Below are 26,999 nucleotides of genomic sequence, written 5' to 3' on the forward strand. Positions count from 1 at the left end.
CCGATGGACCGGGGTGGAGTCGCTTGGATCGACTCCACCCCGGCCGTGTCCACACCGGGCCCCTCACGCCCCGGCGGTGACCACGTTCATGCGGGTCTTCTGCCAGCCGGTGACGGCCTGCCCATTGATCAGCTGCATGGCCACGTCGATACCGTCGCCCGCCTGTTCGGAGCCGTACTGGTCGAGGGTGGCCAGCATGGGCCCGTTCTTCAGGAACGGCGTGACCGCCGGAATATTGTCGATGGACACGACTTTCACATTCGCGGAGCGTTCCTGGATCACCTTGATCACGCCCAGCGCCATGGAATCGTTGGAGGCGAGTACACCCTGGATATCCGGGTGCGCGGTGAGCATATTGCCGAATACCGTGTACGCCTCATCGGTTTCCCAATGCGCGGTCTTGGAATCCAGCAGCGTCAGCTTCGCCTCGGCGACGGTGTCGTTGAAGCCGTTCTTGCGCTGTAGTGCGTTGTCGGCGCCCGGATTGCCTTCCAGGATAACGACTTTCCCGCCCGGTACGGCCTTGGCCAGCACATCGCCGACCTGTTTGGCCCCGGCGCGGTTATCCGGTCCCACCAGCGGGATATCCACACCGGCGGCCTTCAGCGCGTCCGGATCCAGCGCCACATCGATATTGACGACCTTGATTCCGGCCTTGCTCGCCTTGACCACCGACTGCACCAGCGCCTTGGAATCGGCCGGTGCGATCACGATCGCCCGCACCTGCTGGGTGATGCATTTGTCGACCAGTGCGATCTGCCCGTCCACATCGGTCTCGTTCTGAATGCCCGCGGTCTGCAGATCGAGCGTGCCGAGCTTGTCGACGTGCTCTTTCGCGCCCTTCTGCATCTGCTGGAAATACTCGTTCGCCAGCGATTTCATGATCAGGCAGACCTTGGGCTTCCCGCCGGAGTCCCCGGACGGACCGGAGGCGGTCTGTTCGGTGCCGCAGCCGCTCAATACCAGCGCGGCCGCGGCCGTCACGACGGCGAGTACCGTCCCTGTGCTTCTTTGCATTTCGGATTTACCTCTCTTTGTGGAGCTAGCGCCCGGCGCTGATCGCGGAATCACCGCCGAGCGGGTCCGGGCAGCCGCAGGAGCCGCGCGCGACCAGCGTGGTGGCGTGACTGATCCGGCTGGGCGCCAATCCCGGATCCGCGATCTTGGCGAGCAGCCATTCGACCGCCGCCCGTCCGAGTTGTTCGAAGGGCTGCCGCATGGTGGTGAGCGCGGGCACCGTGTACGCGCTGCCCTCGATACCGTCGAAGGCGCACAACGCCAGGTCCCGCGGCACCCGCAGGCCCAATTCGGCCGCCGCGCGCAGTACTCCGAGCGCCTGCTCGTCACTGGCCACGAACAGCGCCTCGGGCCGATCCGGCCGGGCCAGCAGCGCCCGGCCCGCGCGATAGCCCTCGGCTCGCCCGAACGCGGTGTGCACCAGCAGTTCGTCGGCGGGGCGCTGTCCGGCATCGGCGAGCGCGCGTCGCCACCCCGCGACCCGATCGACGGTCGGATGGATACCGGGCACCCCCGCGATACAGCCGATCCGCGAAAGCCCGTGCCCCAGTAGATGTTCGGTTGCCGCGTACGCGCCACCCGCATTGTCGACCAGTACATGCGCCGCACCGGGCAGTTCCAATTCCCGATCGAGCACCAGTCGCGGCACGGCGGTTCCGGCGAGTTCGGTGACCCAGCTGCCGATTCCGTGCGCGGGTGCGACGATCAGCCCGTCCACCTGCCGGTCGATGAATATTCGAATGTAGGCGGCCTCGCGCTCGTCCCGGTCCATGGCATTGCCGAGCAGTAGCGTGTATCCGGCCTCGAACGCGACATCCTCGATGGCCCTGGCCAATTCGGCGAAGAACGGATTCGAGTTGTCCGGCACCACCAGCCCCAGCGTCATGGTGCGCGAGGTCTTGAGCGAGCGGGCGACCGCATTGGGCCGGTATCCGAGTTCCTTGACCGCGGCCAGGATTCGCTCCCGCGTCGCCGGGGCGACCCCGCGCGGACCATCGTTCAGGACGTAACTGACCATGGCTTCCGACGTTCCCGCCAGCCGCGCCACATCCCGCCGCGTGACCATATGACCCCGATCAACTCGTGTTGATTGAGGAGTATGCAGCGAATCGGACGCCGCCGGAGCGGATTCGGGAAAACGTTTCAGCAGCGCGTCACGTGGCTAACGGAGCCGGTGGAATCGCGCCTCGAGCGGCCGATCAGTTGGGCCGCAGCACCACGAGACCGGGTGTGGTGCCCAGGTATTCGCGCAGCGGGGTGTCGACCACCTGATACGCGGCGAGCGAGGTGGCATTGCGGAAGACCGGACCATTGGGCGTCGATACGAAGATGCCGACGTGCGTCACATCCAGGCCGGGCTGATCGGCGTAGGCGGCCAGATAATCGCCGGTGCGCAGCTGTGAGATCACCGAATCGGTGACGGCCCCGGCCGGAATGTAGGTGATATTGCGATCGACCGTGGGCAGCCCGGGCAGATACACGCTGCCGTCCGACTTCAGATTGAGGTGCTTGGGAACCGTCACCGCCGCGGGTGTGAGCCCCGCGGTGATATCCGTGGCCGCCGTGCGCGGGGTGTTCGCCCAGTCGGTGAAGAAGTGCTTGCGATTCGCGAAGGCGACCGTGCCATTGGTGTAGCGGGTCTCGGTCAGAGTGGTGAGGAAGTCGGCCCGGTTGCTGGAGCGAGTGAGGGCTTCGACGTAGTCGAGGAAGGTGAAGCAGTCCACGCGACGCAGGTCGACGATCAGTTCCTCGGGCTGGGTGGCCGACCCGACCAGCATGTTCGCGCCGTACGGGGTGCCCAGCAAGCGCGCCGACAGCAGATTGATCAGATCACCCTTGGTGGCTCCCGACGCGGCGGAATTGCGCAGCGCCAGCAGCTCGTCCAGCTTGCTCGCGGACGCGTCGTCGATGGTCGCGGCGGGCGTGGCCAGGGCGGCGGGACTCAGCAGTCCGGCGCCACCGGCGAGCACCAGAAGGACGAACAGTATGCGGGTGAGGGTGCGCACGTCGCCTCCGGGAAACAGTCGATCGGTGAACGGGTTCGCTCCCCACCGTAGCCGGGTCCGGACCGGTCAGGAATCGAGAAGCGCCGGAACCCGCCTCCGACCTAGCGTTATTCACATGTGCAGCATCTATTTACAGGGCCCGGGCCTGCGGGCCGATGGGGTGCGACGGGCGAGCGTCGCGGTCATCGGAACGGGGCGGGTGGGTCGCGCGGTGGGTTACGCGCTCGCATCCGCCGGGCATTGCGTCGGCTACGGCTCACGCACGCCGGGGCGGGACAGTTTCAGCGTCGCCGATGCGGTGGCGGGCGGTGACGCGGTGCTGGTGGCGATTCCACCGCGGGCCGTCGCCGATTTCGCCCGCGAGCACGCATCGGCGCTGGCGGGCAAACTGGTGCTCGACGCCACCAATGACGTCATGGGAACACCCGCCAATGCCGCCGCGATATTCGCCGAATACGCGCCGGACTGCCGATACGTCCGCGCGTTCAACAGCCTCGGTGCGGAGCTCTTCGAGAACCCGATCATCGACGGCGCTCCGGCGGATCTGTTCTTCTCCTGCGCGGAATCGGATCGGCCGGAGGTCGAAACGTTGATCACCGCGGTCGGTCTGCATCCGGTCTACGTCGGCGAGAACCATGAATTGGTCGACGGTGTCATGCGGCTGTGGCTCACCCTGGCCATGGGCCGAAACCTGGGCCGCGATATGGCATTCCGCATGGTGACTCGCTGACCTGCGATTGTTCGGCCGTGATTCGGCTCGGCGTGCGCTCCCAGCCAGTCCGGACATAATGCGGCAATGGGTATTTTCAGGCCGACCTGCCCGGTGGGGGAGCTGGAACGGCTCTGGGTCGAGGAAATGCTGAGCTGGTGCGCGGCGCAATTCGGCCCGCGCACCCTGCGCACGCCCGTCGTACTGCCGACCTCGGAATGGTTCCCGGACCCGTACTCCGGGACCGAACCGCAGGTCCGCGCCCTGGTGGACAGCGTCGGCGAATTCATGGGCGTCCACGGCGATCGCCTTGTGGTGGAGGTCAATTCGGGCCGCGACCCGCTGCCCGAGGGGATGAGCTTCCTGGAGGGCACCGCGAACGGCGAGGCGGGCCACTATCGGCTGGAGCACGGGCGCGCGGTGGTCTCCCTCGATATGGGGCGGTTGCGCTCCCAGCTCAGTCTGGTGGCGGCGATCGCGCACGAACTCGCCCATGAACGACTGCTGGGTGAGCGGCGCATCGATCGCGACCGCCGCGACGGTGAACAGCTCACCGATTTGGTGACCGTCTACCTCGGCCTGGGTGTCTTCAATGCCAATGCGGCCCTGCAATTCTCCCAGAATCAGCGCGGCTGGCGGTCGCAGCGGCTCGGCTATCTGTCGCAGCCGATGTTCGGCTACGCACTGGCCTGCTGGACGCTGATGCGCGGCGATCCGAAACCCGTCTGGGCCCGGCATCTGGACACCAATCCGCGGGTGTACATGAAACAGGGGCTCAGATATCTGCGCTCCAACCCGGACGTGCTGCCCGATTGGCGCGAGACCCATTGAGCCGCTTGGTGGATGATGGCTGTGCACCGCTTGGGCGATGATGGATCGGTGCAGACTATCTTCGATGCGGAATTCGCGCGCGAACCCTGGCCGGTGCTGCGTTCGCTGCGGGACGACGGGGGCGTGCACCGGGTCGCGACGCCGGACGGTCCGCCCGCCTGGCTGATCACCCGCTACGCCGATGTCCGCGCGGGATTGCTCGACGATCGGCTCTCGACGAATCTGCGGTACAGCCGCGGTGACGACTATCGGGGTTTCGCGGTCCCGGAACCGCTGGATGTCTTCCAATCCAGTGAGCCAAGCGATTTGGCGCGGCTGCGCAGCCTGGTCGTCGGCGAACTGCGGCTGGCCGGGGACTGGTCCGAGCGGGCCGCGGAGTTGGTCGGCAAATGCGTGGCGGAGGTGAACGGGGCGGCCGAATTCGACTTCGTGGAGCGGGTGGCGCTGCCGCTGCCCGCCGTGATTCTGGGTGAACTGCTGGGATTGCCCGAGTCCGAACGGGATTCGCTCGCGGCATGGGCCGAAGCCACCATGGCCCCGGACGCCCGGCCGCGTGCGCGAGACACCCTGGCCGCCATGCAGCGGATTATCTCGGCGGTCATCGCACGCGGTCGCGACGGTGCGGACGACACCATGCTCGGCCGCCTGGTGTGCTCCGGAATCGGCGGTACGGCGGGCGATTCCGGTGAACTGCCCGGATTGCTCTTCTACCTGCTGTTCGTCTGGTACGAGGTGCTGATGGATGTGCTCGCCGGTGCGGTGCTCACCCTGTCCACCCGGCCCGAACAGCTCGCCGAACTGCTGTCGGCCGATCGATCGGTCGCGGTGGATGAGCTGCTGCGCTTCCTGTCCCCGCAGGTGCTGGCGAGTCCTCGTTTCGCGACAACCGATCTGGTGATCGCGGGGCGGTCGATCGTGGCGGGGGAGACGGTGCTGCTCTGCCTGGCCTCGGCGAATCACGATCCCGAACGATTCACCGGCACAGTGGAATCGAACGGTGCGGTGGCCCTGGACGTGCGCCGCGCTCCCAATCCACATGTGGCGCTTGGGCATGGCGCGCACGCCTGCGTCGGTGCGGCGTTGCTGCGCCCGGTGCTGGCCTCGATACTCGGTGAGTTGTATCTGCACCTGCCGCGGCTCCGAGTGGCCGATACCGAACAGAATGTGCCGTGGCGCAGCGGGTTCCGGCATCGCGGCCCGCTCGCATTGCCGGTGCTGGCCCGATGAGGTGATCGGCGATGAATGGGGCGAGCGACTCTGGTCGCCCCATTCGACTTCGCGTACGAACCGCACGGGAGTCGATGCCCTCCCCTTCGGGGGCAGCGGCTCGTGCGCGATCACGAAGTAGGCATGAGTATATGATCAGGGTCACCGCGACTGTCAACTGCAGGAGACAAGATCAGAATGGTTGCCGCGCAACAGCATCCGTTCACCCGCGCGCTCAATGCGCTGATCGCCGGTATGCATCCGCCCGTGACCGGCCAGGGGCGGGACGGGGAGATCACCCATCGGGCATTGGCGGAGAATATCCAGCACACCACCGGCGTCAGTCTGTCGGCGAACTATCTGTGGAAACTGCGCACCGGTCAGACGGTCAATCCGTCCTTCGAAACGCTCGAGGCGCTGCGCGGGTACTTCGGCCTGGACAGCCTCGATCCGCTGACCAATCCCGAACTGGCCGTCGCACGCGCCCGCGAACTCGCATTGATCAACGCGCTCAAGGGAACCGCCGATGCGGCGGCCCTGGAACTGGTGCTGCGGGACGGGCTGGCGCACGGTACCGTCCGAGCCGAGACGGTCGCGGCCATGCTCGATATGCTGCGGCGGATCGAGGCCGAAAACTATGGGGAAGACTTGTGAGCCATGCGGATCGCGGTCTGGGAGGGCGCTGAGCATCCGATGATGGAGCACCGGCGGCTGCGGCGTGAACTGCGCGGGCTGGGACTGCCCAGCCGCTTCACGGTGGCGGAACTGGCCGAGGCGCTCGCGCGGCGACGCGGACGGCCACTGCGGTTGCGGCCGGAACCCTTTCCGGTGGCCGGACTTTCGGGCGGACTGCTGGTGACCCGGGATATCGACTTCCTCGCCTATCAGAGCAATACCAGCGAACTGCATCAGGATCACATCGTCTGCCATGAGTTCGGGCATCTGCTCGCCGGGCACGAACCGGTGACGGTGACCGGACAGGATGCGCTGCGCCTGCTCGCGCCCAATATCGATCCCGCCGTGGTACGGCGCATGCTCGGGCGCAGCTGTTCGGCCGAACATGAGGAGCGCGAGGCCGAGCACATCGCGGATCTGCTGATGGCACACCACATCACCCGCTGGACGCCGCGCGCGGAATGGGTGCTGCCCGAGAACGCGCCCGCCGATATCCGCGGCCTGCTCGATACGCTCGGACCGGGAATCGACTGATCGCAATGCATTTCGCCCTGGTGTACGGCAGCGTCGGCGTATTGGCGGTACTGGTCTTCGGCTGGCGATTGATGCTGGCGCTGCGCGGTACCCGCTTCGCGTCGCGATGGGCGGTCGCCGTCGCCATCGCTTGCGCGGCACTGGGTTTCGAGGCGGCGGTACCGCAGACCTACGAATGGATCAGCCGGATCAGCGGTATCCCGAATCTGGCGACGCTGATCGTCTATTCGGCCATCGCCACCGCGACACTGGCGCAGTTAGTCTGGACGACATATTTGGTCGCACCGGACGCCGTCGCGGGATCGGAGGCCGAATCCGCACCGGACACGGCGGTGGCCGGCCCGATCGCGGGGCGAAATATCAATGCGCGCAGGGTGATTCTGGTCAATGTGGTGGTCGTGCTCGCGATGGTCGCGCTGTTCTGCGCCGCCCCGGTGCACGATGAGCCGCACGCGACCGACTTCGACTATCACTACGCGACCGTTCCGCTGGTCGACGTCTTCCTGGGCATCTACCTGTGCGCCTACACCCTGTCGCTGCTGCGCATCGTGCTGCTGTGCCGCACCTGGCTGCCGCTGGTGCGCGAACAGCCTTGGCTGCGACGCGGTTTGGTGCTGCTGGTGACCGGATCCGCGATCGCCATCGGTTACAGCGTCGGCAAGATCGCCGCGCTGATCGCGGCCTGGGCCGGCGTCGACGCCCGCCGGTTGAATATCGAGATCGCGCCCGCCTTCGCCAGTGCCGGCGCGGCGATCATGCTGCTCGGCTATCTATGCCCCTCGCTGCTGCCGCAGGCGATGGCGGCGGTCCAGCGGGCGCGGGCGCTGCCCCGGCTGCGTCCGCTGTGGCTGGCGTTGCGGGCGGCGGCTCCCGAGGTGGCGGCGGCCGCACCGGTGACCCGGCGCGCGGCGCGGGACCGGCTGTACCGCCGGGTCATCGAGATCCGGGACGGCCTGCTGCTGTTGCAACCGCACCTGAGTCCCGAAATTACCGCGCGCGCAATCGAAATCGTGGACGGTATGCACGTGCGAAGCGCGGATCGGGAGGCGGCCGTCGAGGCGGCGCGCATCGCCCTCGCGCTCGATGCGTTCGGGCGTGGGGATACCCCGATCGATCGCGGTGAGATCTTTCGCCGCCCCGCCAAGCCCACCTTCCTGGGGGAAATCACCTGGTTGGGGGCGGTTTCGGAGGCGTACCGCAAATATCCTGTCGCCGCGGCGGCCGCAGGCGACGCAACTCGCACCTGACGAAATCGCCTGTTACCGCTATCCTTTCCGGTGCGGGCGTGATGTTCGGTATCCCCTTCTCGAACATCACGCCCGTCCAAATGTTTTGACCCGCAGTGTGTTCCGAATATTCGACCGCTGGCGCCGGGTTCTCGTAGCCGGGCTGCGAGCCGGTTGCGGCGCTGTGCCCGCATTTGTGCACGGGCACGACAGCGCGGTTGTTCTCCTGGTGATCTGCCCGATGACCGTGCGCCCGGGGCCTGGAAGTGTGCAGTGCAATACCGCGCCACACCCCCCGGAGCACAATGAAGCATCGCACCCCCGCCCGCATCTGCGCGCTCGCCCTACTCGCCTGTGCGCCGCACGTGGCGGGAATCGCTCAGGCGCAACCGGATTCGGCGACGTGGTACGTCAGCGCGGCGGCCGCGCCGGGCGGCACCGGCACGGTGGACGCGCCGTTCGATTCGCTGGCGGGCGTCGAGGCCGCGGCGGGGCCCGGCGACACCATTGTCGTACAGCCGGTCGCAACCGGCGTGCGTCCGTTGGACGGCGGTATCGCGCTGAAACCCGCTCAGCGGCTCATCGGCGGCGGCGACGCGGTCATCGGCGCGGCGAATGACGCTCCGCTGCCGCGCATTACGAACAGCACCGGCGCACATGACGGTGACGCGGTGCGCCTGGCTCCCGGTGCACAGGTGCGCAACCTCGTCATCGACGGGGCGCGGCGGGGCGGCATCTACGGCAGCGATGCCGCCGATGTGGTGATCAGCGGCAACAGCGTTTCCGCCACCAATCAGCAGTGCGCGGACGGGTTCATGATCGGCCCGTTCAGTCTGCCGCCGACCATTCCGCTCGGGGTCGCCATCGATCCGCTGCCGGACTTCATCACGCTGAACAACGGCTGGGCGGGCATCATGACCGATTTCGCCACGGCGGCGGGCACCGTGCGCATCGAGGGAAATACCGTGCACGACACCGCCTGCGGAGACGGCATCGATATTCGCGCCCGTGGCGTCAGCCGGGTGATCGCACAGATCATCGGCAATACCACCCGCGATATCAACCTCGGGTTGGCGAAACTGTCCGTCCTCGCGCTGGGGTTGCAGGCCGATGATGACGCGCGGCTCACGGCCGAACTGTCGGGGAACAGACAGCTCGATATCGCGCCGCCGAGTTCACCGCTCAACCACCTCGCCGACAGCGAAGGGGTGTTCATCAATCCGCTCGGTCGCGCGCGGCTGGATGTCACCGTCGACCGCAATGAGTTCCGCGACGGCGACGGCAATTTCTCCGCCAACGGACTCGAATACGTCACCACGAGCGGTGCGCCCGAGAGCCGGGTGACCGTCACCGACAGCACTTTCGACAATGTCAGCGGTGACGTGATCGAGAACTACAACCTCAGCCCGGGCGGTGCTCGCCAATCGTTGACCCTCGACGGTGTGCGCGCCCGGCACTCGTCATTCCCGGGGGCGGCGCTCAATCCGCTGATTCCCGCCAATCTCGGCACCTGCCTGGTGACCACCAACTTCGGCCGCACCGCGCACACCGATCTCACCGTCACCAATTCCGAATTCGGCCAGTGCAGCGCCGACGGGATCGGCCTGATCGGCTACACCCCGACCGGTCCCGGCCCGGCCACCGCCGAACTGGTCTTCGATATTCGGGACAGTTCCATCGGCGGTACGGCGGCCAATGGCCTCGCCATCATCAATATCGGTGACACCGATATGCGCGGCAGCGTCACCCGCACCGCCATCGCCGGAGCGGGCGGCTCGCTCATTCACGCCCGCAACAGCGGCGGAAACACCCGTCCGGCGGTGCGATTCGGGCCGGGCACACTCGACGGTATCGCACAGCCCTGCCTCGCCGCGGGCGGTCCACGCATCGACCTCGCCGCCATCCCGGTGAACTGTCAGCCCTGAGACCTCCGCGTGTCCCCTGCCCGACAGCCCTCCGAAACCTGCCGTTGGCCACGGGGTGCCAGACTCGCCGCGCCACCGCCCGCACCGCTCCCATCGCGGTGCGGGCGGCGGCGGCAATCGGTGGTTTCACCGCGGCGCTTCCGGGTGCGGCGGCGCAGTAGAAATAGGGCTCGAACGTGCGTATTCGCTGGACAATTCGGGGCGCGGCCGTACTTCTGGCCGTAGCCGTCGCCGCGATGACGCCGCAGTCGTTCGCACCGCTGCCCGTGGCCGCCGCCGATCCGGAGACGAACGCGCCCGGTGATTCGCACGTGGTGAGCATTCACGTCGACGATGTCCGGCACTGGGTCATCACCGTCTTCTCCGCCGCGATGGACAGCGAATTCACCGTCGAGGTGCAGCGCCCCTCCGACACCTCCGTACCGCGCCCGGTGCTGTATCTGCTCAGTGGCGGCAGCGGCGGCGTCGGGCCCGGCTCCTGGGATCGGCAAACGCACGCGACGGATTTCCTGGCCGATAAGCAGGTCAATGTCGTGCAGCCCATCGGCGGCGCGGCATCCTATTACGCGGATTGGCGGAATCCGGATCCTCGGCTGGGCATCGTCAAATGGAAAACCTTCCTCACCGATGAACTCCCGCCCCTGCTCGATACCGCCCTGGGCGCGAACGGCCGCAATGCCATTGCGGGCGTATCGATGTCGGGCACCTCGGTGCTGCAACTCCCCATCGCCCGCCCCGGTCTGTATCGGGCCGTCGCCGCCTACAGCGGCTGCGCCCAGATCTCGGACCCCCTCGGCCAGGCCTACGTTCGCCTCACCGTCGCCTACAGCGCCGGTGACGCCGCCAATATGTACGGCCCGCCCGGCGACCCCATGTGGGCCGCCAACGACCCCTACCTCAACGCCGAATCCCTGCGCGGCCTCGACCTCTACCTCTCCAGCGGCAACGGCCTGCCCGGCCCCTACGACAAATCCGGCGGCCGCGGCCTGGTCGGCGCGGGCCCGGGCGCCCTGGTGAACCAGGTCCTGGTCGGCGGCATCATCGAAGCCGCGACCGACCAGTGCACCCGAATCCTCGCCGACCGCCTTACCTCCCTGAACATCCCCGCCACCGTCAACCTCCGCCCCTACGGCACCCACTCCTGGGGCTACTGGGACGACGAGTTGAAGGCATCCTGGCCCGTGCTAGCCCACGGCCTCGGCCTCTAGCGCGACCGCGTCCCCGCGGCAGTCGCCATCTGGCCAGCCGAATCATTTTGTACTGCATAATGTTTCGGGCGGCGCATCAGGAAGGCGGTCAGGAGTGCGCCGAGTAGGGCGATCGTGCCGCTGACGGCGAGGGTGAGTTGGACGCCGGCGGCGGTGGTGGCGGGGTTGTCGAGGATGTGGTGGGTGCGGTGGGTGAAGAGGCCGCCGAGAGCCGCTATGCCGAGGGCGAAGCTGAGTTGCTGTGCGGTATTGAGTGCGCCCGTTGCCATTCCGGCGCGATGCCAGGGGACCGCGGACATGGCGGCGGAGCTGAGGGTGGCGGTGGCGAGGCCGACGCCCGCACCTACCAGCAGGGAGCCGGGGATGAGGGCGGGCCAGCTCGCATCGCCGTGCACGAGTAGGGCTCCGATCGCGCCGCCCAGGGCGATCAGGGCCAGGCCCGCGCCGATGATGCGGCCGGGATTGTCGCCGTGCAGGTATTTGCCGAGGGAGCCCGAGACCAGGAATGCCATGAGGGACAGGGGGAGTCCCACCGCGCCCGCGGCGATCGGGGTCAGGCCGAGGCTGGATTGCATCCAGATCTGGGTGTACATCAGGGCGGCGAAGGCCGCGAAATACAGGGTCGCGCCCGCGATGAGCACACCGGTGAAGAAGCGGTCGCGGAGCAGGGTGAGATCCAATATCGGTTGCTCCGTGCGGATTTCGATCACTACGAAGGCCGCGAGGGCGATGGCCGAGCCGAGCAGCAGCCACCAGGTGAGCGCGTTGGTCCAGCCGTGCTCATTGGCGCGGATGAGGGCGTAGGTCGCGGTGGCGGCGCTCGCGGTGAAGATCGCCATACCGGCCAGATCGATCCGGTTACGCTGTGCGCGTTCACCTTCGGTGAGCACGAGCAGGCAGAGCGCGATGGCGAGCACGCTGAACGGCAGATTCACGAAGAAGATCCAGCGCCAGGACGCGATCTCGGTGAGCAGACCGCCGATGATCGGGCCGATGGCCGAGGACGCGCCCGCCACCGCACCCCACATGCCATATGCCGCACCGCGATCCCGGCCCGCGTAAGCCGCGTTCAACAGCGCGAACGTGGTGCAGGACATGGTGGCCGCGCCGATGCCCTGCACGATCCGCGCGGCGATGAGCACCGTGGGATTCGGGGCCAACCCGCAGATCAGGGACGCCGTGGCGAACAGGGCCAGCCCGGCCAGATAGGTGCGGCGATGTCCGGCCAGATCGGCGATCGCACCCGCGCCGAGCATGAGCGCGGCCATGGCGAGGGCGTAACCGTCCACCACCCATTGCAGCGCACCGAAGGAGGCGTCCAGGTCGGTCCGCATATCGGGCAGTGCGACGTTCACGATGGTGACGTCGATCAGCAGCATGAAGGTGCCCAGGCACACCGTCAGCAGCGGTAACCATTTACGCAATGTCGTTGTCCTCTCGAAGCATTGATGAGGCGTCGAGTATCGGAATCGACCACGCATTCGGTCGCCCGGCAGTGGATTCGGCGTACATTTCGTGCTGTGACAGCCGCTCCGACGCCTGAAACCGCCATGCTGGACACGCTGGATGCGCGAATCGTGCATGCCCTCCAGCTGGAACCCCGTATCCCGTTCGCGCATATCGCCGCCGGGCTGGGAGTCGCCGAACAGACCGTCGCCCGGCGCTACCGGAGGCTGCGCCGGGACGGCATCGTCCGGGTGATCGGTGCGGTCGACGCCCGTGCGCTCGGCGAGAGCGACTGGATCATTCGCCTGCACTGCCGCCCGGACGGCGCGCTCGCGGTGGCCGAGGCGCTAGCCCAACGCGATGACGCGGCCTGGATCAGCATCGCCGACGCGGGTGCGGAGATCGTCTTCTCACTGCACCCGCGCAGTCAGCGGGACCGGGACGATCTCCTGGTGCAGAGGTTGCAGCGCAGCGCCCCCGTGCATGACATCACCGCCGCGATGATCCTGCACCGCTTCGTGCGCGGTGATGTAATCGACTGGCGCGGGCGCCAATTCGCCGCGAACGCTGGTGTGGGCGGCGAGTCGATTCCAGGGACCGACCGCGAATCCAGTTCCCGCGCAGCGGAATATGCCGAGGCCGAACTCCGTATCGGAGAGTCGGATCGCGTCCTGCTCGAACTGCTGGCCCGCGACGGTCGCACCAGCTACACCGTGCTGGCCCGGGCCACCGGGATGAGCATCGGCCGCGTCACCCGCCGCATAGCCGCGCTGCGGGCGGGTGGCGTGCTGTACTTCGATCTCGATATCGCGCCCGCCGTGGCCGGTTCGGGCACCGCGGCATTCCTGTGGCTGCGGGTCGCGCCCGCGCACCTCGAAGCGGTCGGCCGCGCCGTCGCCGAACATGACGAAATCACCTATGCCGCGGCCATATCCGGATCGTTCAATATCTTCGCCGTGCTCCAGACGGACAGCACCACCGCGCTCTACCGGTACGTGACCACCGAGATGTCAGCGCTGGAGGGCATTCACGGTTTCGAGCTCTCCCCGGTCCTGCACCGCCTGAAGCAGGCCGGGGCCCGCACCACCGGCGGCAAGCTGGCGCATCCGAAACCACTTGCCGCCCGCCCGGCCCGCACCCGTTCCGCCGCGAAGTGAGTGTTGTACGAAAAATGCTGCGCCTCAACACAGTCCGGCGAGTTTGTAGAGCACCAGTGAACCCGCCACCGCCACATTGAGACTCGATCCGGTGCCCACCATCGGAATCTCCACCGCCACGTGCAGTAGCTCCAAACCCTCCGGCGGAATCCCGTCTCCCTCATTGCCCAGCACCATCACGGTGCGCCGCCGCGCCACCGGCAGATCCGCCAGCCGAATCGATTCATCGGTGAGCTCCACTCCGACCACCGCGGACCCGGCCCGCTGCCGTTCCAGCCAGCGATCCACCCGGCCGTCGACCCAGTGCACGCACTGGTGATGCCGCAGGGTGTTGCCGCGGCTCAAAGCCTCGGGCACCCAGGGCAATCGGGGCACCGCCAAACAGGCTCCCACCGCATCGCAGGTGCGCAACAGCGTGCCCAGGTTCACCCCGTGTTTGGGCCAGAGCGGGGCGGCGATCAGATGATTCCAGCAACCGTGCGCACCCGGCCGCCGCTGTCTGCGCAACTCACCTCGCGACCGCAGTCGCGCGGCGGTCATCGGCGGGAGGGAACGCTCTTCCCCTGGGAGAAAACAAGTTTCATAGGAACGATGCTTGGCGGCGCATCGGGGCCATCGTCGAGAACAATCGGTGCGTCAACGATACCTCAGGAACCGGCGCGGGCCGCCGCGACGAATTCGCGCATGCGGCCGTGATCCTTCACACCGCGACTGGACTCGACACCGCTCGACACATCCACACCCCACGGTTGCGCGGCGGCGATGGCCTCGGCCACATTCGACGGGGACAGCCCGCCCGCGAGCAGCCATTGCCCGGTGGGCCGGGTCCGCTCCAGCGCGCCGAGATCCCAGCGCTCGCCGGAACCCGCCTGCGGGGAGTCCAACAGCAGCCACTCCTCGCCGTACGCGCCGGTGCGCACATCGGTATCGGCCGTCAGCGCGGTCGCGCGCAAGAGCCGGAAATCGGAGAGTTCGGCGAAGGCGGCCGCATCGTACGACCCGTGCAGTTGCAGGGCGTCCACACCCGCCGAACGCGCCAGCTCACCCGCCTGCGCCGCCGAGATACCGTGCACGACACCGACGGACAGCACATGCGCGGGCACCCCGGTCAGCAGCGTGCGCACCCGCTCCACCTCGACCTGGCGCGGGCTCGCGGTGAAGACGAACCCCACCGCATCGGCTCCGGCCGTCACGGCGGTGGCCACATCGGCCTCGGTGCGCAGACCACACAGCTTCACGAACATGCCGAAAACCGTATCCCGGCGCGAGTTGGGCACTGTGCCGGGTGCCGCGGGGTGTTTCTCGGGGGATTCCCCATGGCGGCCGCCCGAATTCGTTGGCAGCGTGCAACACATGAACAAAGTTGTTCGGCGCGTGCGTATTTCGGCGGGCGTGCTGATGGCGGTGCTGCTGGCGGCGGGCGGGGTCACCGGTGTGGCCGCCGCCGATCCGGAACCGGTGAGCGCGGCGACCGATCGGCAGGAACAGGAGCTGTCCACGCGGGACGGCATCGTCACCTCCTACGTCAGCTTCGCACTCCCGCTGCCCGCCGCCGCGCCCGCGCATCCGGCGAGCTGTGACCGGGTCGGATTCCTGCGCTATCGCCCGGCGGACGGTTCCGCGGACCCGGACGACGCCGCGCACGTGGTGATCCAGCAGCAGGGGTTGCACGGCGGTGCGGTCAATTCCGACAGCGTGGCCTTCAACACCGTGCATTCGGCGATCGCACAGGGGCAGCGCATCGAATACTGGGCGCTGGCCCGGCGCAGCGCCTGCCTCGACGAAACCCGCGGTTTCGATTACGCGCTGCGCACCGGCAACTACCTCGACGCCGTCGACTACTACTTCAACGGCCTGCCCATCGACGGTGAACGCTTCGCTGGTTTCCGCACCTCCGCGGATCTGCCCGTGCTCGACTACATGGGCCTGGACCGCGTCCTGCGTGACCAGTACGAGGTGATGCTGCACGAGATCCCCGCCCTGGCCGACCGGCAGCGCAAATTCGTGTGCACCGGAATCTCCTTGGGTGGCTTGGTCACCGGCTTCTTCTCCGATTGGGACTTCGACGGCCGTCCCGGCGCTGATCAATGCGCCGCCTTCGCCGCGCAGGACTCCATGGTCTCCTCGGACCCGGTCGCGCTGCAGAACACCCCGATCCTGCACGACATCACCAATGCCCTTGTCGGCCCGCTGGATTCGATCCTGCAGGGCGGATTCAAGGTCAATGTCCTGCCTCGTATCTTCGGCCCCGCCCCCGGCCTGGGCACCCGCGCCTTCTTCCTGCTCCGCCTGGCCGGACTCGCCGCGCACCTGGACCCCGACGGCGAAAGCCAACTGCTGTCGCATCTTCCGCGCGATGCGGACATCGACGGCACCTTGAATCTGCTCGGCGCTCCCACCTGGTCGGCGTTCGCCACCGGCGGCGCGGACGGCTCCGGCACCCTGCGCGACTACCGTTTCACCAATACCGCACTGCTCGGCGTCCTGATCGACAACAACTCCTCCAACTTCTCCCTCTTTCAGCAGGGGGTGGGCGCACTCTCCGGTGGTCCCGTCCAGGACAAGACCTTCCCGAATCCCGGTGAGCTGACCCAGCTCCCACTCCTGGGCAACTTCCTCCGCATCACCGCCGGACCCCAGCGCCGTGTCGCCCCGACCGACCGCACCGCCCTCTACACCTGGCGCAACTACAACGACGTCACCGGCGTCCCTTACACCGCGCCCGGTCACGAAGTCGCCGACATCGGTGATGTGGCAAGGCAATTGGCCTCCGGCTCCCCGGGCGGCTACTGGGAAACCTACTTCCCCCTACGCGTGATCACCGATATCGCCGCAGGTTACGGCGGCGCGCGCGGCGGCGACCGGGCAGTGCTTCGCTACCACGGCATGAGCCGTCTCAAGCCGAATTTCGTGGCCTGGGCGGGCGACAGCCCCGTCCCGCCCGCGACCGGCACCTTGTTCCCCACCCCCGCCCTGGCCACCGTCGTCACCCTCCCCGGTTACAACCACGTCGACACCATCGGCGCTGCCCTCACCCAGAACGACGGCCAACCCGACCACAGCGCCTGGCAGCTGGCGCTGTTCATCCGCGGTCTGGGATGACCGAATCGTCCGAGACCCGAAGCGAAGTCGCATTTGCCCGATGATTGCGGGAGGGCGCCGGAGGCGTCTGGCAACCGCGCTGAAATGGGAAATCCCGGCTACTGCCCGATGGGCGGTATGCCGGGATTTCTTGTGCGCGAGGCGGGACTTGAACCCGCACGTCCGTGGACACCAGAACCTAAATCTGGCGCGTATGCCAATTTCGCCACTCGCGCTAACGGTACGACCGTCCAAACTTTACCGGGCGAAACGAGGATCGCGAAGCATCGGGTCGGTGTGGCGTACTGGTCGGTAACCCTACCAGGGATTATAACGATTTGATAAACGGCAATATGAGGGGCCCTCATATTTCCTACACGGGTGTAACCGGCCTCACCAGCGGGTTCAAACATGAGGGAGGGTCATGTTTGCGGGCATTCTGGTACGACCGTGCCGAAATACTCGAGGGTAGGTCTTGGGGCGGTAACCAAACATGAGGAGAACCTCATGATTTTGTGGAATCCTCGGCGTCTACCAGGGCCAGTTGGCCGGAGGAACACCTGCGCACCGTGAGCGCGGCCCAGTCCTGTGGGGACGGGGACGCCAGGAGAAGGAAGTCGAAGTCTTGACGATCAACGAGAGCACCGGAACCGGATCGAAGGCCGAACGGGCCCGACAGAACCGGGATAGTGGAGTCAGGTCGTCGCTGCTCGATCGGTTGCTGGGGGGTGCGCCCTACGCGCTGGCCTTCGGTGGACAGGGCGCCGCCTGGCTCACCGAGCTCGAGGAAATCGGGCGGGACAGTGCGCTCGAGCCCGAATTGACCGCACTGGTCAACGAGGCCGCCGCCAAACTGGAACCGGTTGCCGCGCAACTGCTCGTGGTGCGCCCGGTCGGTTTCGACCCCGTCGGCTGGATGCTCGAGGAAGAGCTCGCCGACCCGGATCAGGGGGAGGTGTCGGCGGCGCCCTCCGCGCAGGTGTTGCGTTCCGCCGCGGTCTCCATGCCCGGTGTGTTCCTCACCCAGATCGCCGCACTGCGGGCGCTGCGCCTGCAGGGCCTCGATATCGCCACCCAGGCTCCGGCCGCCGTCATCGGGCACTCACAGGGCCGGATCGCCGCGACCGCCGCGCAGGCGCACGGACAGCGCGATGCCGAACTGCTGGCCATCGCCCAATTGATCGGCGCCGCAGCCGGACTGGTTGCCCGCCGCCGCGGCCTCATGCCGATCGGCGACCGCTCGCCCATGGTCGCGGTCTCCAATGTCGATCCCGAGCGTTTGCAGGCCGTCGTGGACGAGGTCTCGCGCGGAGTGGACGCCGAGAAGGCCGCCGTGCTCTCCATCCGCAACGGCCGCCGCCGCGCCGTGCTGAGCGGCCCGGTCGCGCAGCTGGATCGAGTTCGCCGCCGCGCCGCCGAGATTCACGATGAACAATCCGCCGAGCGCGATGCAAAGAAGCGCGGCGGTTCGGTCTTCGCACCGGTCTTCGAGGACATTCCGGTCGAGGTCGCCTTCCATCACCCCGCGCTCGCCGAGACCGTCGATCTGGTCACCGGCTGGGCCGGGCAGTGCGGCCTGGACGCCGAACTGGCCGGTGCCCTCGCGCAGGAAGTGCTCGTCGATCCGATCGACTGGGTCGCCATCGTCGATGACACCGTCGCCCAGGGCGCGCAGTGGATCCTGGACCTCGGCCCGGGCGATCTGCTCACCCGCCTGACCGCCGGATCGCTCAAGGGCACCGGCGTCGGCGTGCTCGCCGCCTCCACCCGCCCGGGCCAGCGCAGCCTGTTCACCCCCGGCGCGGCCCCCGAAATCGCCCCCGCCTGGGCCGAATTCGCGCCCAAGCCGGTGCGCCTGCCCAATGGCCGCGTGGTCGTGGAGACCGCGTTCACCAAGCTCACCGGTCGCTCGCCGATCCTGCTCGCGGGCATGACCCCCACCACCGTCGACGCGAAAATCGTTGCGGCGGCGGCCAATGCGGGCCACTGGGCCGAGCTGGCCGGTGGCGGTCAGGTCACCGAGCAGATCTTCGCCGACCGTGTGGCCGAGCTGAAGACGCTGCTGCATCCGGGCCGCTCGGTGCAGTTCAACTCGCTGTTCCTGGACCCGTACCTGTGGAAGCTGCAGCTGGGCGGAAAGCGCCTGGTACAGAAGGCTCGTAGCGCGGGCGCGCCGTTCGACGGCGTCATCGTCACCGCCGGTATTCCGGAGCTGGACGAGGCCGTTGCCCTCATCGAGGAGCTGACCGAGGTCGGCATCACGCATGTCGCGTTCAAGCCGGGCACCGTGGCGCAGATCCGCGCCGTGCTCCGAATCGCCGACGCCGCACCGGATTACGCGGTCATCATGCATATCGAGGGCGGCCGCGCCGGTGGCCACCACTCCTGGGAGGACCTCGACGACCTCCTGCTCGAGACCTACGGCGAACTGCGCGGCCGCGCCAATGTGATCGTCTGCGTCGGCGGCGGCATCGGCACCCCCGAGCGCGCCACCCAGTACCTCACCGGCTCCTGGTCGCAGGGCTACGGCTACCCGGTCATGCCGCTGGACGGCGTGCTGGTCGGCACCGCCGCCATGGCCACCCTGGAGGCCACCACCACGCCCGAGGTCAAGCAGCTGCTGGTCGATACGCCCGGCACCCCCGACTGGGTCGGCGCGGGCACCGCCATCGGCGGAATGGCTTCCGGCCGCAGCCAATTGGGCGCGGACATCCACGAGATCGACAACTCCGCCTCGCGCACCGGCCGCCTGCTGGACGAGGTCGCCGGTGACGCCGACGCCGTGGCCGCGCGCCGCGACGAGATCATCACCGCCCTGAACGGCACCGCCAAGCCGTACTTCGGCGATGTCGCCACCATGACCTATCTGGAATGGCTGGAGCGCTACGTCGAGCTCGCCGTCGGCCTGGACCGGCGCCGGGATTTCGACTGCGGCGGCGATTTCGCCTCCGCCATCGCCGACGCCACCGCCTCGGTCTGGCTGGACATCACCTGGCGCGACCGATTCGCGGAAATGGTGCGCCGCACCGAATCCCGCCTCAACCCGGCCGACCGCGGGCAGATCGACACCCTCTTCGCGGATGACGCGGACTTCGAGACCCCGGTCAAGGCCATCTGCACCCTGAAGGAGCAGTACCCGGCCATCGCCGAGGCCGTGCTGCACCCCGCGGACGTCCCGTTCTTCACCAGCCTGTGCAAGACCCCCGGCAAGCCGGTCAACTTCGTACCCGTCGTCGACGGCGATGTGCGCCGCTGGTGGCGCTCGGATTCGCTGTGGCAGGCCCATGATCCGCGCTACAGCGCCGATCAGGTGTGCGTCATCCCCGGCACCGTCGCCGTCGCGGGCATCACCCGCGTGGACGAGCCGGTCGGTGAACTGCTGGACCGCTTCGAACAGGACACCGCCTACTCGCTGGTGCGCGCGGGTGTCGTCCCGGCCGCCGTGGACGGCCGCCGCCGCGCCGCCGTCACCGCCGGAGCCATCGATATCGTGCTGGCCGCACCGGATGTGCAGTGGTCGGGTCGCACCACCGTCAACCCGGTGCACCGCCTCGGTGATCTCGGCGAGTGGACCCTGAACGGACAGGGCGCGATTCACCCGCCGACGGGCGCCACCCTGACCCCGATCGCCGGTCCCGAGGATGATCACGCCTACGTCGAACTGGCCGTCCCGCTGCTCGGCCGCGACGCCGTGCGCATCCGCGTCACCGTGCCCGTGAGCGTGTACAACGGTGGCGCACCGGTCATCACCGAGGACGACGCCACCACCGCCATGTCGGCGCTGCTGGCCGTGGCCGCCGGACAGTCGCTGCCCGAGGTCAAGAATGTCGACGGCGCGAAGGTCGCGCACTTCAACGTCGCGTGGAGCCCGGACCTGATCGCCGATCACGCCGGTGTCACCGGATCCGGCCTGCCGGACAGCCTCAGCACCCTCGGCCGCACCGTGCCCGATGTGCTCGTCGGCGCTTGCTGGCCGGCGGTTTTCGCGGTGCTCGGCGCGACCCGCACCGCCGATGACCGCAGCGTCATCGAGGGCATGCTGGACCTGGTGCACCTGGATCACCAGATCCAGCTCATCGGCGAACTGCCCTCCGCCGCAAGCGTTCTCGCCGTCCGCGCGGAAGCGGGCGAGACCATCGACACCGATATGGGCCGCGTCGTCGAGGTGCGCGTGCGCATCTCCGGCATGCTCGACAAGCCGGAAACCGGCATGTCCATGCCGACCGTCGCCACCCTCACCGAGCGCTTCGCCATTCGCGGCCGCACCGGTGCGGGCGAACTCTCCGATCCGCCGCGCGCCGGTGGCTCGCTGTCGGACAAGGCGACCGACACCCCGCGTCGCCGCCGCCGCGATGTCACCCTGACCGCACCGCGCGCCATGGCCGCGTTCGCTCAGGTCTCCGGCGACCACAACCCGATCCACACCTCCGACGCCGCCGCCAAGCTGGCCGGTCTCGGCAGCCCGATCGTGCACGGCATGTGGCTGTCCGCCGCCGCGCAGCATGCTGTTTCGGCGATCGACTCCGGGGACAAGGTGCCCCCGCGCACCCTCACCGCCTGGACCACCCGCTTCCTCGGCATGGTGCGCCCCGGTGCGCAGATCGATGTGCGCGTGGAGCGCGTCGCGGTGGATCAGGGCACCGAGATCATCGAGGTCTCCTGCCGCATCGAGGGCGATCTCGTCATGACCGGCACCGGCCGCGTCGCACCGCCCAAGACCGTCTACGCCTTCCCGGGCCAGGGCATTCAGACCAAGGGGATGGGTCTGGACGCGCGCACCCGCTCGAAGGCCGCCAAGGAGGTCTGGGACGAGGCGGACAAGCACACCCGCGAGGCCCTGGGCTTCTCCATTCTCGCCGTGGTGCGCGATAACCCGACCTATCTCAAGGCGCGGGGCGTGGAATACCGCCACCCGCAGGGCGTCCTGCACCTGACCCAGTTCACCCAGGTCGCCATGGCGACCCTCGGCGTGGCCCAGGTCGCCGAACTGCGCGAGGCCGGTGCCTTCATCGAAGGGGCAATGCTCGCGGGGCATTCCGTCGGTGAGTACAACGCGCTCTCGGCCGTGGCCGGGGTGCTGCCGCTGCACGCCGTGCTCGAGGTGGTGTTCCAGCGCGGCTCCGCCATGCACGAGCTGGTGCCGCGTAATGCCCAGGGCTTGAGCGACTATCGGATGGCCGCCATCCGCCCGTCGCAGATCGGCATCGCCGATCACGAGGTCATCCCGTTCGTGAACCGCATCGGCGAGGAGGCCGGTGAGTTCCTCGAGGTGGTGAACCTCAACCTGCGCGGTTCGCAGTACGCCATCGCGGGCACCGTCGCCGGACTCGAGGCCCTCGAAACCGAAATCGAGCGGCTGCGTGCCGAAACCGGCGGTAAGCGCGCCTTCGTGGTGATCCCGGGCATCGATGTGCCGTTCCACTCCACCGTGCTGCGCGCCGGTGTGCCGGAATTCCGGATCAAGCTGGAGGGCCTGCTGCCCGCCGACCTGCACCCGGAACTCCTTGTCGGACGCTACATTCCGAACCTGGTGCCGCGACTGTTCAACCTGGAGCGCGATTTCATCCAGGAGATCGCCGACCTGGTGCCGTCCGAACCGCTCGCCGAAGTGCTTGCGAATTGGGACGATTGGGCCGCCCGGCCGACCGAGCTGTGCCGCGTGGTGCTGGTCGAGCTGCTGGCCTGGCAGTTCGCCAGCCCGGTGCGTTGGATCGAGACCCAGGATCTGCTGTTCACCGATGCCGAGCACGGTGGCCTGGGCGTCGAGCGGTTCGTCGAAGTCGGTTTGGCCGCAACGCCCACCGTCGCGAACCTGGCCTCGAACACCCTCAAGCTGCCCGCGTTCTCGGACACCACGGTGGAGGTGCTCAATATCGAGCGCGAAGCCGCCATCGTGTACTCGACCGATACCGATCCCGCACCTGTGGACGAGCCGGAGGACACCCCGGCCGAGACCGCTTCCGCCGCAACGGCTCCCGCCGCTGCCGCCGCCCCCGCGGCCGCCCCGGCCGCCACCGGCGGCCCGCGTCCGGACGACATCGGCTTCGCCGCCGCCGACGCCACCCGCGTGCTCATCGCGCTGTGGACCAAGCTGCGGATGGATCAGATCGGCCCGGTCGACACCATCGAGGGACTGTGCGACGGCGTCTCCTCGCGCCGCAATCAGCTGCTCGTCGACCTCGGCGCGGAACTTTCGCTGGGCGCGATCGACGGTGCGGCCGATGCGGATATGGGCGCGCTGGCCAATACGGTCGACCGCCTGGCCCGCACCTACAAGCCGTTCGGTTCGGTGCTCTCCGATTCCATCGGCGATCACCTGCGCAAGGTCTTCGGCCCGTCCGGTAAGCGGCCCGCCGCCATCGCCGAACGCGTCAAGAAGGTCTGGGAACTGGGCGACGGCTGGGCCAGCCATGTCACCGCCGAGGTGTCGCTCGGCACCCGCGAAGGCGCGTCCGTACGCGGCGGCGATCTGGGCGGACTGGTGTCCGGTGGCCTCAATGACGGTGCGGCCGTTGACGCCGCGATCGATGCCGCCGTGCAGGCCGTGGCCGCGCGCCGGGGTGTCGCGGTATCCATGCCGTCCGCCGGTGGCGGTGGCGGTGCGACCGTCGACGCCGCCGCGCTGGGCGAATTCACCGAGCAGATCACCGGTTCGAACGGTGTGCTGGCCACCGCCGCCCGCGTGGTGCTGGAGCAGCTGGGCCTGAGCGAGCAGGTGTCCGCGCCGGAAGCCTCCGACGATTCGCTCGTCGATCTGGTCTCCGCCGAACTCGGCACCGACTGGCCGCGCCTGGTCGCCCCCGCGTTCGACGCCCGCAAGGCGCTGCTCATCGACGACCGCTGGGCCAGTGCGCGTGAGGATCTCGCGCGCCTGTGGTTCGGCAGCGATGGCGAGCACGACATCGACGGTTACATCGGCGCCGGGGAAGCCGTTGCGGCACAGGCCACTTGGTGGCGCACCCGCGCCATGGGCGAGGCCCGCTCGGTGCTGGCCGGGCTCTACGGCAAGATCGCCGAGGCCGCGCTGACCAAGGCCGATCCGGGCGTCTGGTCCGATGACATCGCCGTGATCACCGGCGCGAGCAAGGGTTCCATCGCGGCCGCCGCGACCGGACGCCTGCTCGCCGGCGGCGCGACCGTCGTCGTCACCACCTCCTCGCTGAACGATGATCGCATCGCCTTCTACAAGAAGCTGTACCGCGAGAACGCCCGCAACGGCGCGGCCCTCTGGGTGGTGCCCGCGAATATGGCCTCCTATGCCGATATCGACGCCCTCATGGACTGGATCGGCAATGAGCAGGTCGACAATGCCGGTGGCGCGAAGGTTCTGGTCAAGGAGGCCATGATCCCGACGCTGCTGCTGCCGTTCGCCGCACCTCGCGTCGCCGGTGATCTGGCCGACGCCGGGGCCCGCGCCGAAATGGAGATGCGCGTTCTGCTCTGGTCGGTGGAGCGTCTCATCGGCGGTCTGTCCAAGCTCGGCGCGGATCACAATGTCGAAGCCAAACTGCATGTGGTGCTGCCGGGTTCGCCCAACCGCGGCATGTTCGGCGGCGACGGCGCGTACGGCGAATCCAAGGCCGCGCTCGATGCCGTGGTCGCCAAGTGGCGCGCGGAGAAGACCTGGTCCGAGCGGGTCACCCTGGTGCACGCGCTCATCGGCTGGGTGCGCGGCACCGGCCTCATGGGCGGTAACGATCCGCTGGTCGAGGCCGTGGAAGCGGCGGGCGTGCACACCTGGTCCACCCTGGAGATGGCCGATGAGCTGCTCAAGTGGTGCACCTCGCGGGCTCGTATCGTCACCGCGTCCGGACCGCAGCAGATCGATCTGACCGGCGGCCTGGCGCGCGCCAAGCTGGACCTGCCCGCGCTCGCCAAGCAGGCGCGCGAACAGGCCGAGGCGGCCGAGGATGCCGAAGCCGTTGCCGCCAAGACGATTTCGGCGCTGCCCGCACCGCCGACGCTGTCTTCCAAGCTGCCCGTCCCCGAATGGGGTTCGGTCACAGCCGATCTCGACGATATGGTCGTCATCGTCGGCGCGGGCGAGCTGGGCCCCTACGGTTCGGCGCGCACCCGCTTCGAGATGGAGGTCTCCGATCAGCTCTCCGCCGCGGGCGTGCTGGAGCTGGCCTGGACCACCGGCCTGGTCACCTGGGAGAACGATCCCAAGCCGGGTTGGTACGACGTCGAATCCGGTGACTACGTAGACGAATCCGAGCTCGCCGAGCGCTACCACGACACCGTGGTCGAGCGCTGTGGTGTGCGCCGGTACGCCGACGACGGTCAGATGCTGGACAACACCGCTCCGCTGCTCACCTCGGTGTTCCTGGACAAGGACCTGTCCTTCGTGGTGAACAGCGAGTCCGAGGCGCGTTCCTTCTACGCCGCCAACCCGGAGCAGACGGTCGTCACACCCGTCGAGGGCACCGGCGACTGGCAGGTGACGCGCAAGGCGGGCACCGAGATTCGGGTGCCGCGCAAGGCCAAGCTGTCCCGCGTTGTCGGCGGCCAGATCCCGACCGGCTGGGATCCGACCCGCTTCGGCATCTCCGCCGATATGGCGAATTCGGTTGACCGCGTGGCGCTGTGGAACATCGTCTGCACCGTGGACGCGTTCCTGGGCTCGGGCTTCAGCCCCGCCGAGCTGATGCAGTGGGTGCACCCGTCGCTGGTGGCCAACACCCAGGGCACCGGTATGGGCGGCATGTCCTCCATGCGCTCGCTGTACATCGACAACCTGCTCGGTGAGCCGCACGCCAACGACATCCTGCAGGAGGCGCTGCCGAACGTCGCGCTGGCGCACGTGGTTCAGAGCTACGTGGGCTCCTACGGCGGCATGATCCACCCGGTCGCCGCCTGTGCCACCGCGGCGGTCTCCGTCGAGGAGGGTGTGGACAAGATCAAGCTGGGCAAGGCCGATCTGGTCGTGGCCGGTGGTTATGACGATCTCGGCATCGAGGGCATCGTCGGCTTCGGTGATATGTCCGCCACCGCCGATTCGGCCGTCATGTCCGCCAAGGGCATCAGCGACCGCTACTTCTCCCGGGCCAACGATCGCCGTCGCGGCGGCTTCGTCGAATCCATGGGCGGCGGAACGGTATTGCTCGCTCGCGGAACCGTCGCGCTGGAGATGGGCCTGCCGGTGCTCGGTGTGGTCGCGTACGCCCAGTCCTTCGCGGACGGCGTGCACACCTCCATCCCGGCCCCCGGACTGGGTGCGCTGGGCGCGGGTCGCGGCGGCGCGGAATCCAAGCTGGCCAAGGAACTTCGCAAGCTCGGCGTCACCCCGGACGAGATCGCGGTGATCTCCAAGCATGACACCTCCACCGCGGCAAACGATCCCAACGAGTCCGAGCTGCACGAGCGCCTCGCCGATGCCATCGGCCGCTCGGAAGGCGCTCCGCTGTTCGTGATTTCGCAGAAGACCCTCACCGGTCACGCGAAGGGCGGCGCGGCCTCCTTCCAGATGATCGGCCTGTGCCAGGTGCTGGAACAGGGCGTCATCCCGCCCAACCGCAGCCTGGACTGCGTGGACGAGAAGATGCGGGCGTACCCGCACCTGGTGTGGGTCCGCGAGGCCATGGAGATGGGAGATCGTTTCCCGCTCAAGGCCGGTCTGGTCACCTCGCTCGGCTTCGGCCACGTATCGGGACTGGTGGCCATCGTGCATCCGCAGGCGTTCATCGCGGCGCTGGATCCGGACAAGCGCGAGGCGTACCAGCGTCAGGCGCAAGAGCGTCAGCTCGCCGGACGTCAGCGCCTCACCGAGGCCATGTGCGGCGGCGCGCCGCTGTACGAGCGCCCGGCGGATCGCCGCCTCGGCGGTGACGGCACCCCGGCCAAGAAGTCGCGTCAGCTCGAAGCGGATCTGCTGCTCTCGCCGCAGGCCCGATTGGGTTCGGACGCAACCTATGTCGCGGTGCCGCCGGGACCGGCCTGCCGGTAATCCGGTAATACTCAGCCCGCATAGCTGAACAT

Annotated in this window: 17 protein-coding genes and 1 tRNA gene; 11 read left to right on the top strand and 7 right to left on the bottom strand. The window is 68.1% G+C overall.

What is annotated here, in order from left to right:
- Positions 1-63 precede the first annotated feature (63 nt).
- The 3 genes from AB0L82_RS00945 to AB0L82_RS00955 all read right to left on the bottom strand — a co-directional run bounded on the left by AB0L82_RS00945 (position 64) and on the right by AB0L82_RS00955 (position 3,023).
- The gene (locus tag AB0L82_RS00945; protein ID WP_364629044.1) at positions 64-1,017 is read right to left on the bottom strand and encodes a sugar ABC transporter substrate-binding protein; all 954 of its coding nucleotides are present in this window, start codon (positions 1,015-1,017) and stop codon (positions 64-66) included.
- Between the two features lie 25 nt (positions 1,018-1,042).
- Positions 1,043-2,083 (bottom strand): LacI family DNA-binding transcriptional regulator, encoded by a 1,041-nt coding sequence (locus AB0L82_RS00950; RefSeq protein ID WP_364629047.1) that lies wholly within the window; start codon positions 2,081-2,083, stop codon positions 1,043-1,045.
- Positions 2,084-2,216: 133 nt separating this feature from the next.
- Positions 2,217-3,023, bottom strand: coding sequence for a DUF1460 domain-containing protein (locus AB0L82_RS00955; protein ID WP_364629051.1), 807 nt, complete (start codon positions 3,021-3,023; stop codon positions 2,217-2,219).
- Positions 3,024-3,138: 115 nt separating this feature from the next.
- Here AB0L82_RS00955 and AB0L82_RS00960 point away from each other — a divergent pair, with 115 nt between their 5' ends.
- From AB0L82_RS00960 to AB0L82_RS00995, 8 genes are all read left to right on the top strand, one after another.
- Entirely contained in the window at positions 3,139-3,753 is a 615-nt protein-coding gene (locus AB0L82_RS00960) for an NAD(P)-binding domain-containing protein (RefSeq protein WP_364629053.1), read from the top strand.
- Between the two features lie 66 nt (positions 3,754-3,819).
- On the top strand, positions 3,820-4,563 hold the full coding sequence (locus AB0L82_RS00965; protein WP_364629055.1) for a hypothetical protein: 744 nt from the start codon (positions 3,820-3,822) through the stop codon (positions 4,561-4,563).
- A gap of 48 nt (positions 4,564-4,611) precedes the next feature.
- Positions 4,612-5,790, top strand: coding sequence for a cytochrome P450 (locus AB0L82_RS00970; protein WP_364629058.1), 1,179 nt, complete (start codon positions 4,612-4,614; stop codon positions 5,788-5,790).
- A gap of 177 nt (positions 5,791-5,967) precedes the next feature.
- Positions 5,968-6,423 carry a hypothetical protein gene (locus tag AB0L82_RS00975; protein WP_364629061.1) on the top strand — a complete coding sequence of 152 codons (456 nt, stop codon included), beginning with the start codon at positions 5,968-5,970 and terminating at the stop codon, positions 6,421-6,423.
- A 3-nt stretch (positions 6,424-6,426) separates the two neighbouring features.
- Positions 6,427-6,978 (top strand): hypothetical protein, encoded by a 552-nt coding sequence (locus tag AB0L82_RS00980; protein ID WP_364629064.1) that lies wholly within the window; start codon positions 6,427-6,429, stop codon positions 6,976-6,978.
- Positions 6,979-6,983: 5 nt separating this feature from the next.
- Positions 6,984-8,225 carry an MAB_1171c family putative transporter gene (locus AB0L82_RS00985; protein WP_364629067.1) on the top strand — a complete coding sequence of 414 codons (1,242 nt, stop codon included), beginning with the start codon at positions 6,984-6,986 and terminating at the stop codon, positions 8,223-8,225.
- A 284-nt stretch (positions 8,226-8,509) separates the two neighbouring features.
- Positions 8,510-10,129, top strand: a complete 1,620-nt coding sequence (locus AB0L82_RS00990) for a hypothetical protein (RefSeq protein ID WP_364629070.1) — start codon at positions 8,510-8,512, stop codon at positions 10,127-10,129.
- 176 nt (positions 10,130-10,305) lie between these two features.
- The gene (locus tag AB0L82_RS00995; protein ID WP_364629076.1) at positions 10,306-11,337 is read left to right on the top strand and encodes an alpha/beta hydrolase family protein; all 1,032 of its coding nucleotides are present in this window, start codon (positions 10,306-10,308) and stop codon (positions 11,335-11,337) included.
- Here AB0L82_RS00995 and AB0L82_RS01000 read toward each other — a convergent pair.
- Positions 11,334-12,761 (bottom strand): MFS transporter, encoded by a 1,428-nt coding sequence (locus tag AB0L82_RS01000; RefSeq protein WP_364629079.1) that lies wholly within the window; start codon positions 12,759-12,761, stop codon positions 11,334-11,336. The genes AB0L82_RS00995 and AB0L82_RS01000 overlap by 4 nt on opposite strands.
- Positions 12,762-12,857: 96 nt before the next feature.
- Here AB0L82_RS01000 and AB0L82_RS01005 point away from each other — a divergent pair, with 96 nt between their 5' ends.
- A complete protein-coding gene (locus AB0L82_RS01005) occupies positions 12,858-13,940 on the top strand; it encodes an Lrp/AsnC family transcriptional regulator (protein ID WP_364629081.1) in 1,083 nt (360 codons plus the stop codon).
- 24 nt (positions 13,941-13,964) lie between these two features.
- Here AB0L82_RS01005 and AB0L82_RS01010 read toward each other — a convergent pair whose 3' ends face one another.
- Entirely contained in the window at positions 13,965-14,480 is a 516-nt protein-coding gene (locus tag AB0L82_RS01010; RefSeq protein WP_364629083.1) for a TrmH family RNA methyltransferase, read from the bottom strand.
- A gap of 107 nt (positions 14,481-14,587) precedes the next feature.
- Positions 14,588-15,184, bottom strand: a complete 597-nt coding sequence (locus AB0L82_RS01015) for a phosphoribosylanthranilate isomerase (protein WP_364629085.1) — start codon at positions 15,182-15,184, stop codon at positions 14,588-14,590.
- Between the two features lie 109 nt (positions 15,185-15,293).
- Here AB0L82_RS01015 and AB0L82_RS01020 point away from each other — a divergent pair, with 109 nt between their 5' ends.
- Positions 15,294-17,042: a hypothetical protein gene (locus AB0L82_RS01020; protein WP_364629088.1), complete on the top strand. Its 1,749-nt coding sequence runs from the start codon at positions 15,294-15,296 to the stop codon at positions 17,040-17,042.
- A 133-nt stretch (positions 17,043-17,175) separates the two neighbouring features.
- Here AB0L82_RS01020 and AB0L82_RS01025 read toward each other — a convergent pair.
- Positions 17,176-17,257, bottom strand: a tRNA-Leu gene (locus tag AB0L82_RS01025).
- Between the two features lie 389 nt (positions 17,258-17,646).
- On the opposite strand from AB0L82_RS01025, the gene AB0L82_RS01030 reads away from it, so the two are divergent.
- A complete protein-coding gene (locus AB0L82_RS01030) occupies positions 17,647-26,967 on the top strand; it encodes a fatty acid synthase subunit beta domain-containing protein (RefSeq protein ID WP_364629091.1) in 9,321 nt (3,106 codons plus the stop codon).
- Positions 26,968-26,999 lie beyond the last annotated feature (32 nt).

This window comes from Nocardia sp. NPDC052001 (assembly GCF_040680615.1).
Classification (GTDB): Bacteria; Actinomycetota; Actinomycetes; order Mycobacteriales; family Mycobacteriaceae; genus Nocardia.

What these genes read in the sequence shown, in the direction of transcription:
- AB0L82_RS00945 (WP_364629044.1), bottom strand. Translation starts at nt 1,017, where the DNA reads ATGCAAAGAAGCACAGGGACGGTACTCGCCGTCGTGACGGCCGCGGCC.
- AB0L82_RS00950 (WP_364629047.1), bottom strand. Translation starts at nt 2,083, where the DNA reads ATGGTCACGCGGCGGGATGTGGCGCGGCTGGCGGGAACGTCGGAAGCC.
- AB0L82_RS00960 (WP_364629053.1), top strand. Translation starts at nt 3,139, where the DNA reads ATGTGCAGCATCTATTTACAGGGCCCGGGCCTGCGGGCCGATGGGGTG.
- AB0L82_RS00965 (WP_364629055.1), top strand. Translation starts at nt 3,820, where the DNA reads ATGGGTATTTTCAGGCCGACCTGCCCGGTGGGGGAGCTGGAACGGCTC.
- AB0L82_RS00975 (WP_364629061.1), top strand. Translation starts at nt 5,968, where the DNA reads ATGGTTGCCGCGCAACAGCATCCGTTCACCCGCGCGCTCAATGCGCTG.
- AB0L82_RS00980 (WP_364629064.1), top strand. Translation starts at nt 6,427, where the DNA reads ATGCGGATCGCGGTCTGGGAGGGCGCTGAGCATCCGATGATGGAGCAC.
- AB0L82_RS00985 (WP_364629067.1), top strand. Translation starts at nt 6,984, where the DNA reads ATGCATTTCGCCCTGGTGTACGGCAGCGTCGGCGTATTGGCGGTACTG.
- AB0L82_RS00990 (WP_364629070.1), top strand. Translation starts at nt 8,510, where the DNA reads ATGAAGCATCGCACCCCCGCCCGCATCTGCGCGCTCGCCCTACTCGCC.
- AB0L82_RS01010 (WP_364629083.1), bottom strand. Translation starts at nt 14,480, where the DNA reads ATGACCGCCGCGCGACTGCGGTCGCGAGGTGAGTTGCGCAGACAGCGG.
- AB0L82_RS01015 (WP_364629085.1), bottom strand. Translation starts at nt 15,184, where the DNA reads ATGTTCGTGAAGCTGTGTGGTCTGCGCACCGAGGCCGATGTGGCCACC.
- AB0L82_RS01020 (WP_364629088.1), top strand. Translation starts at nt 15,294, where the DNA reads ATGAACAAAGTTGTTCGGCGCGTGCGTATTTCGGCGGGCGTGCTGATG.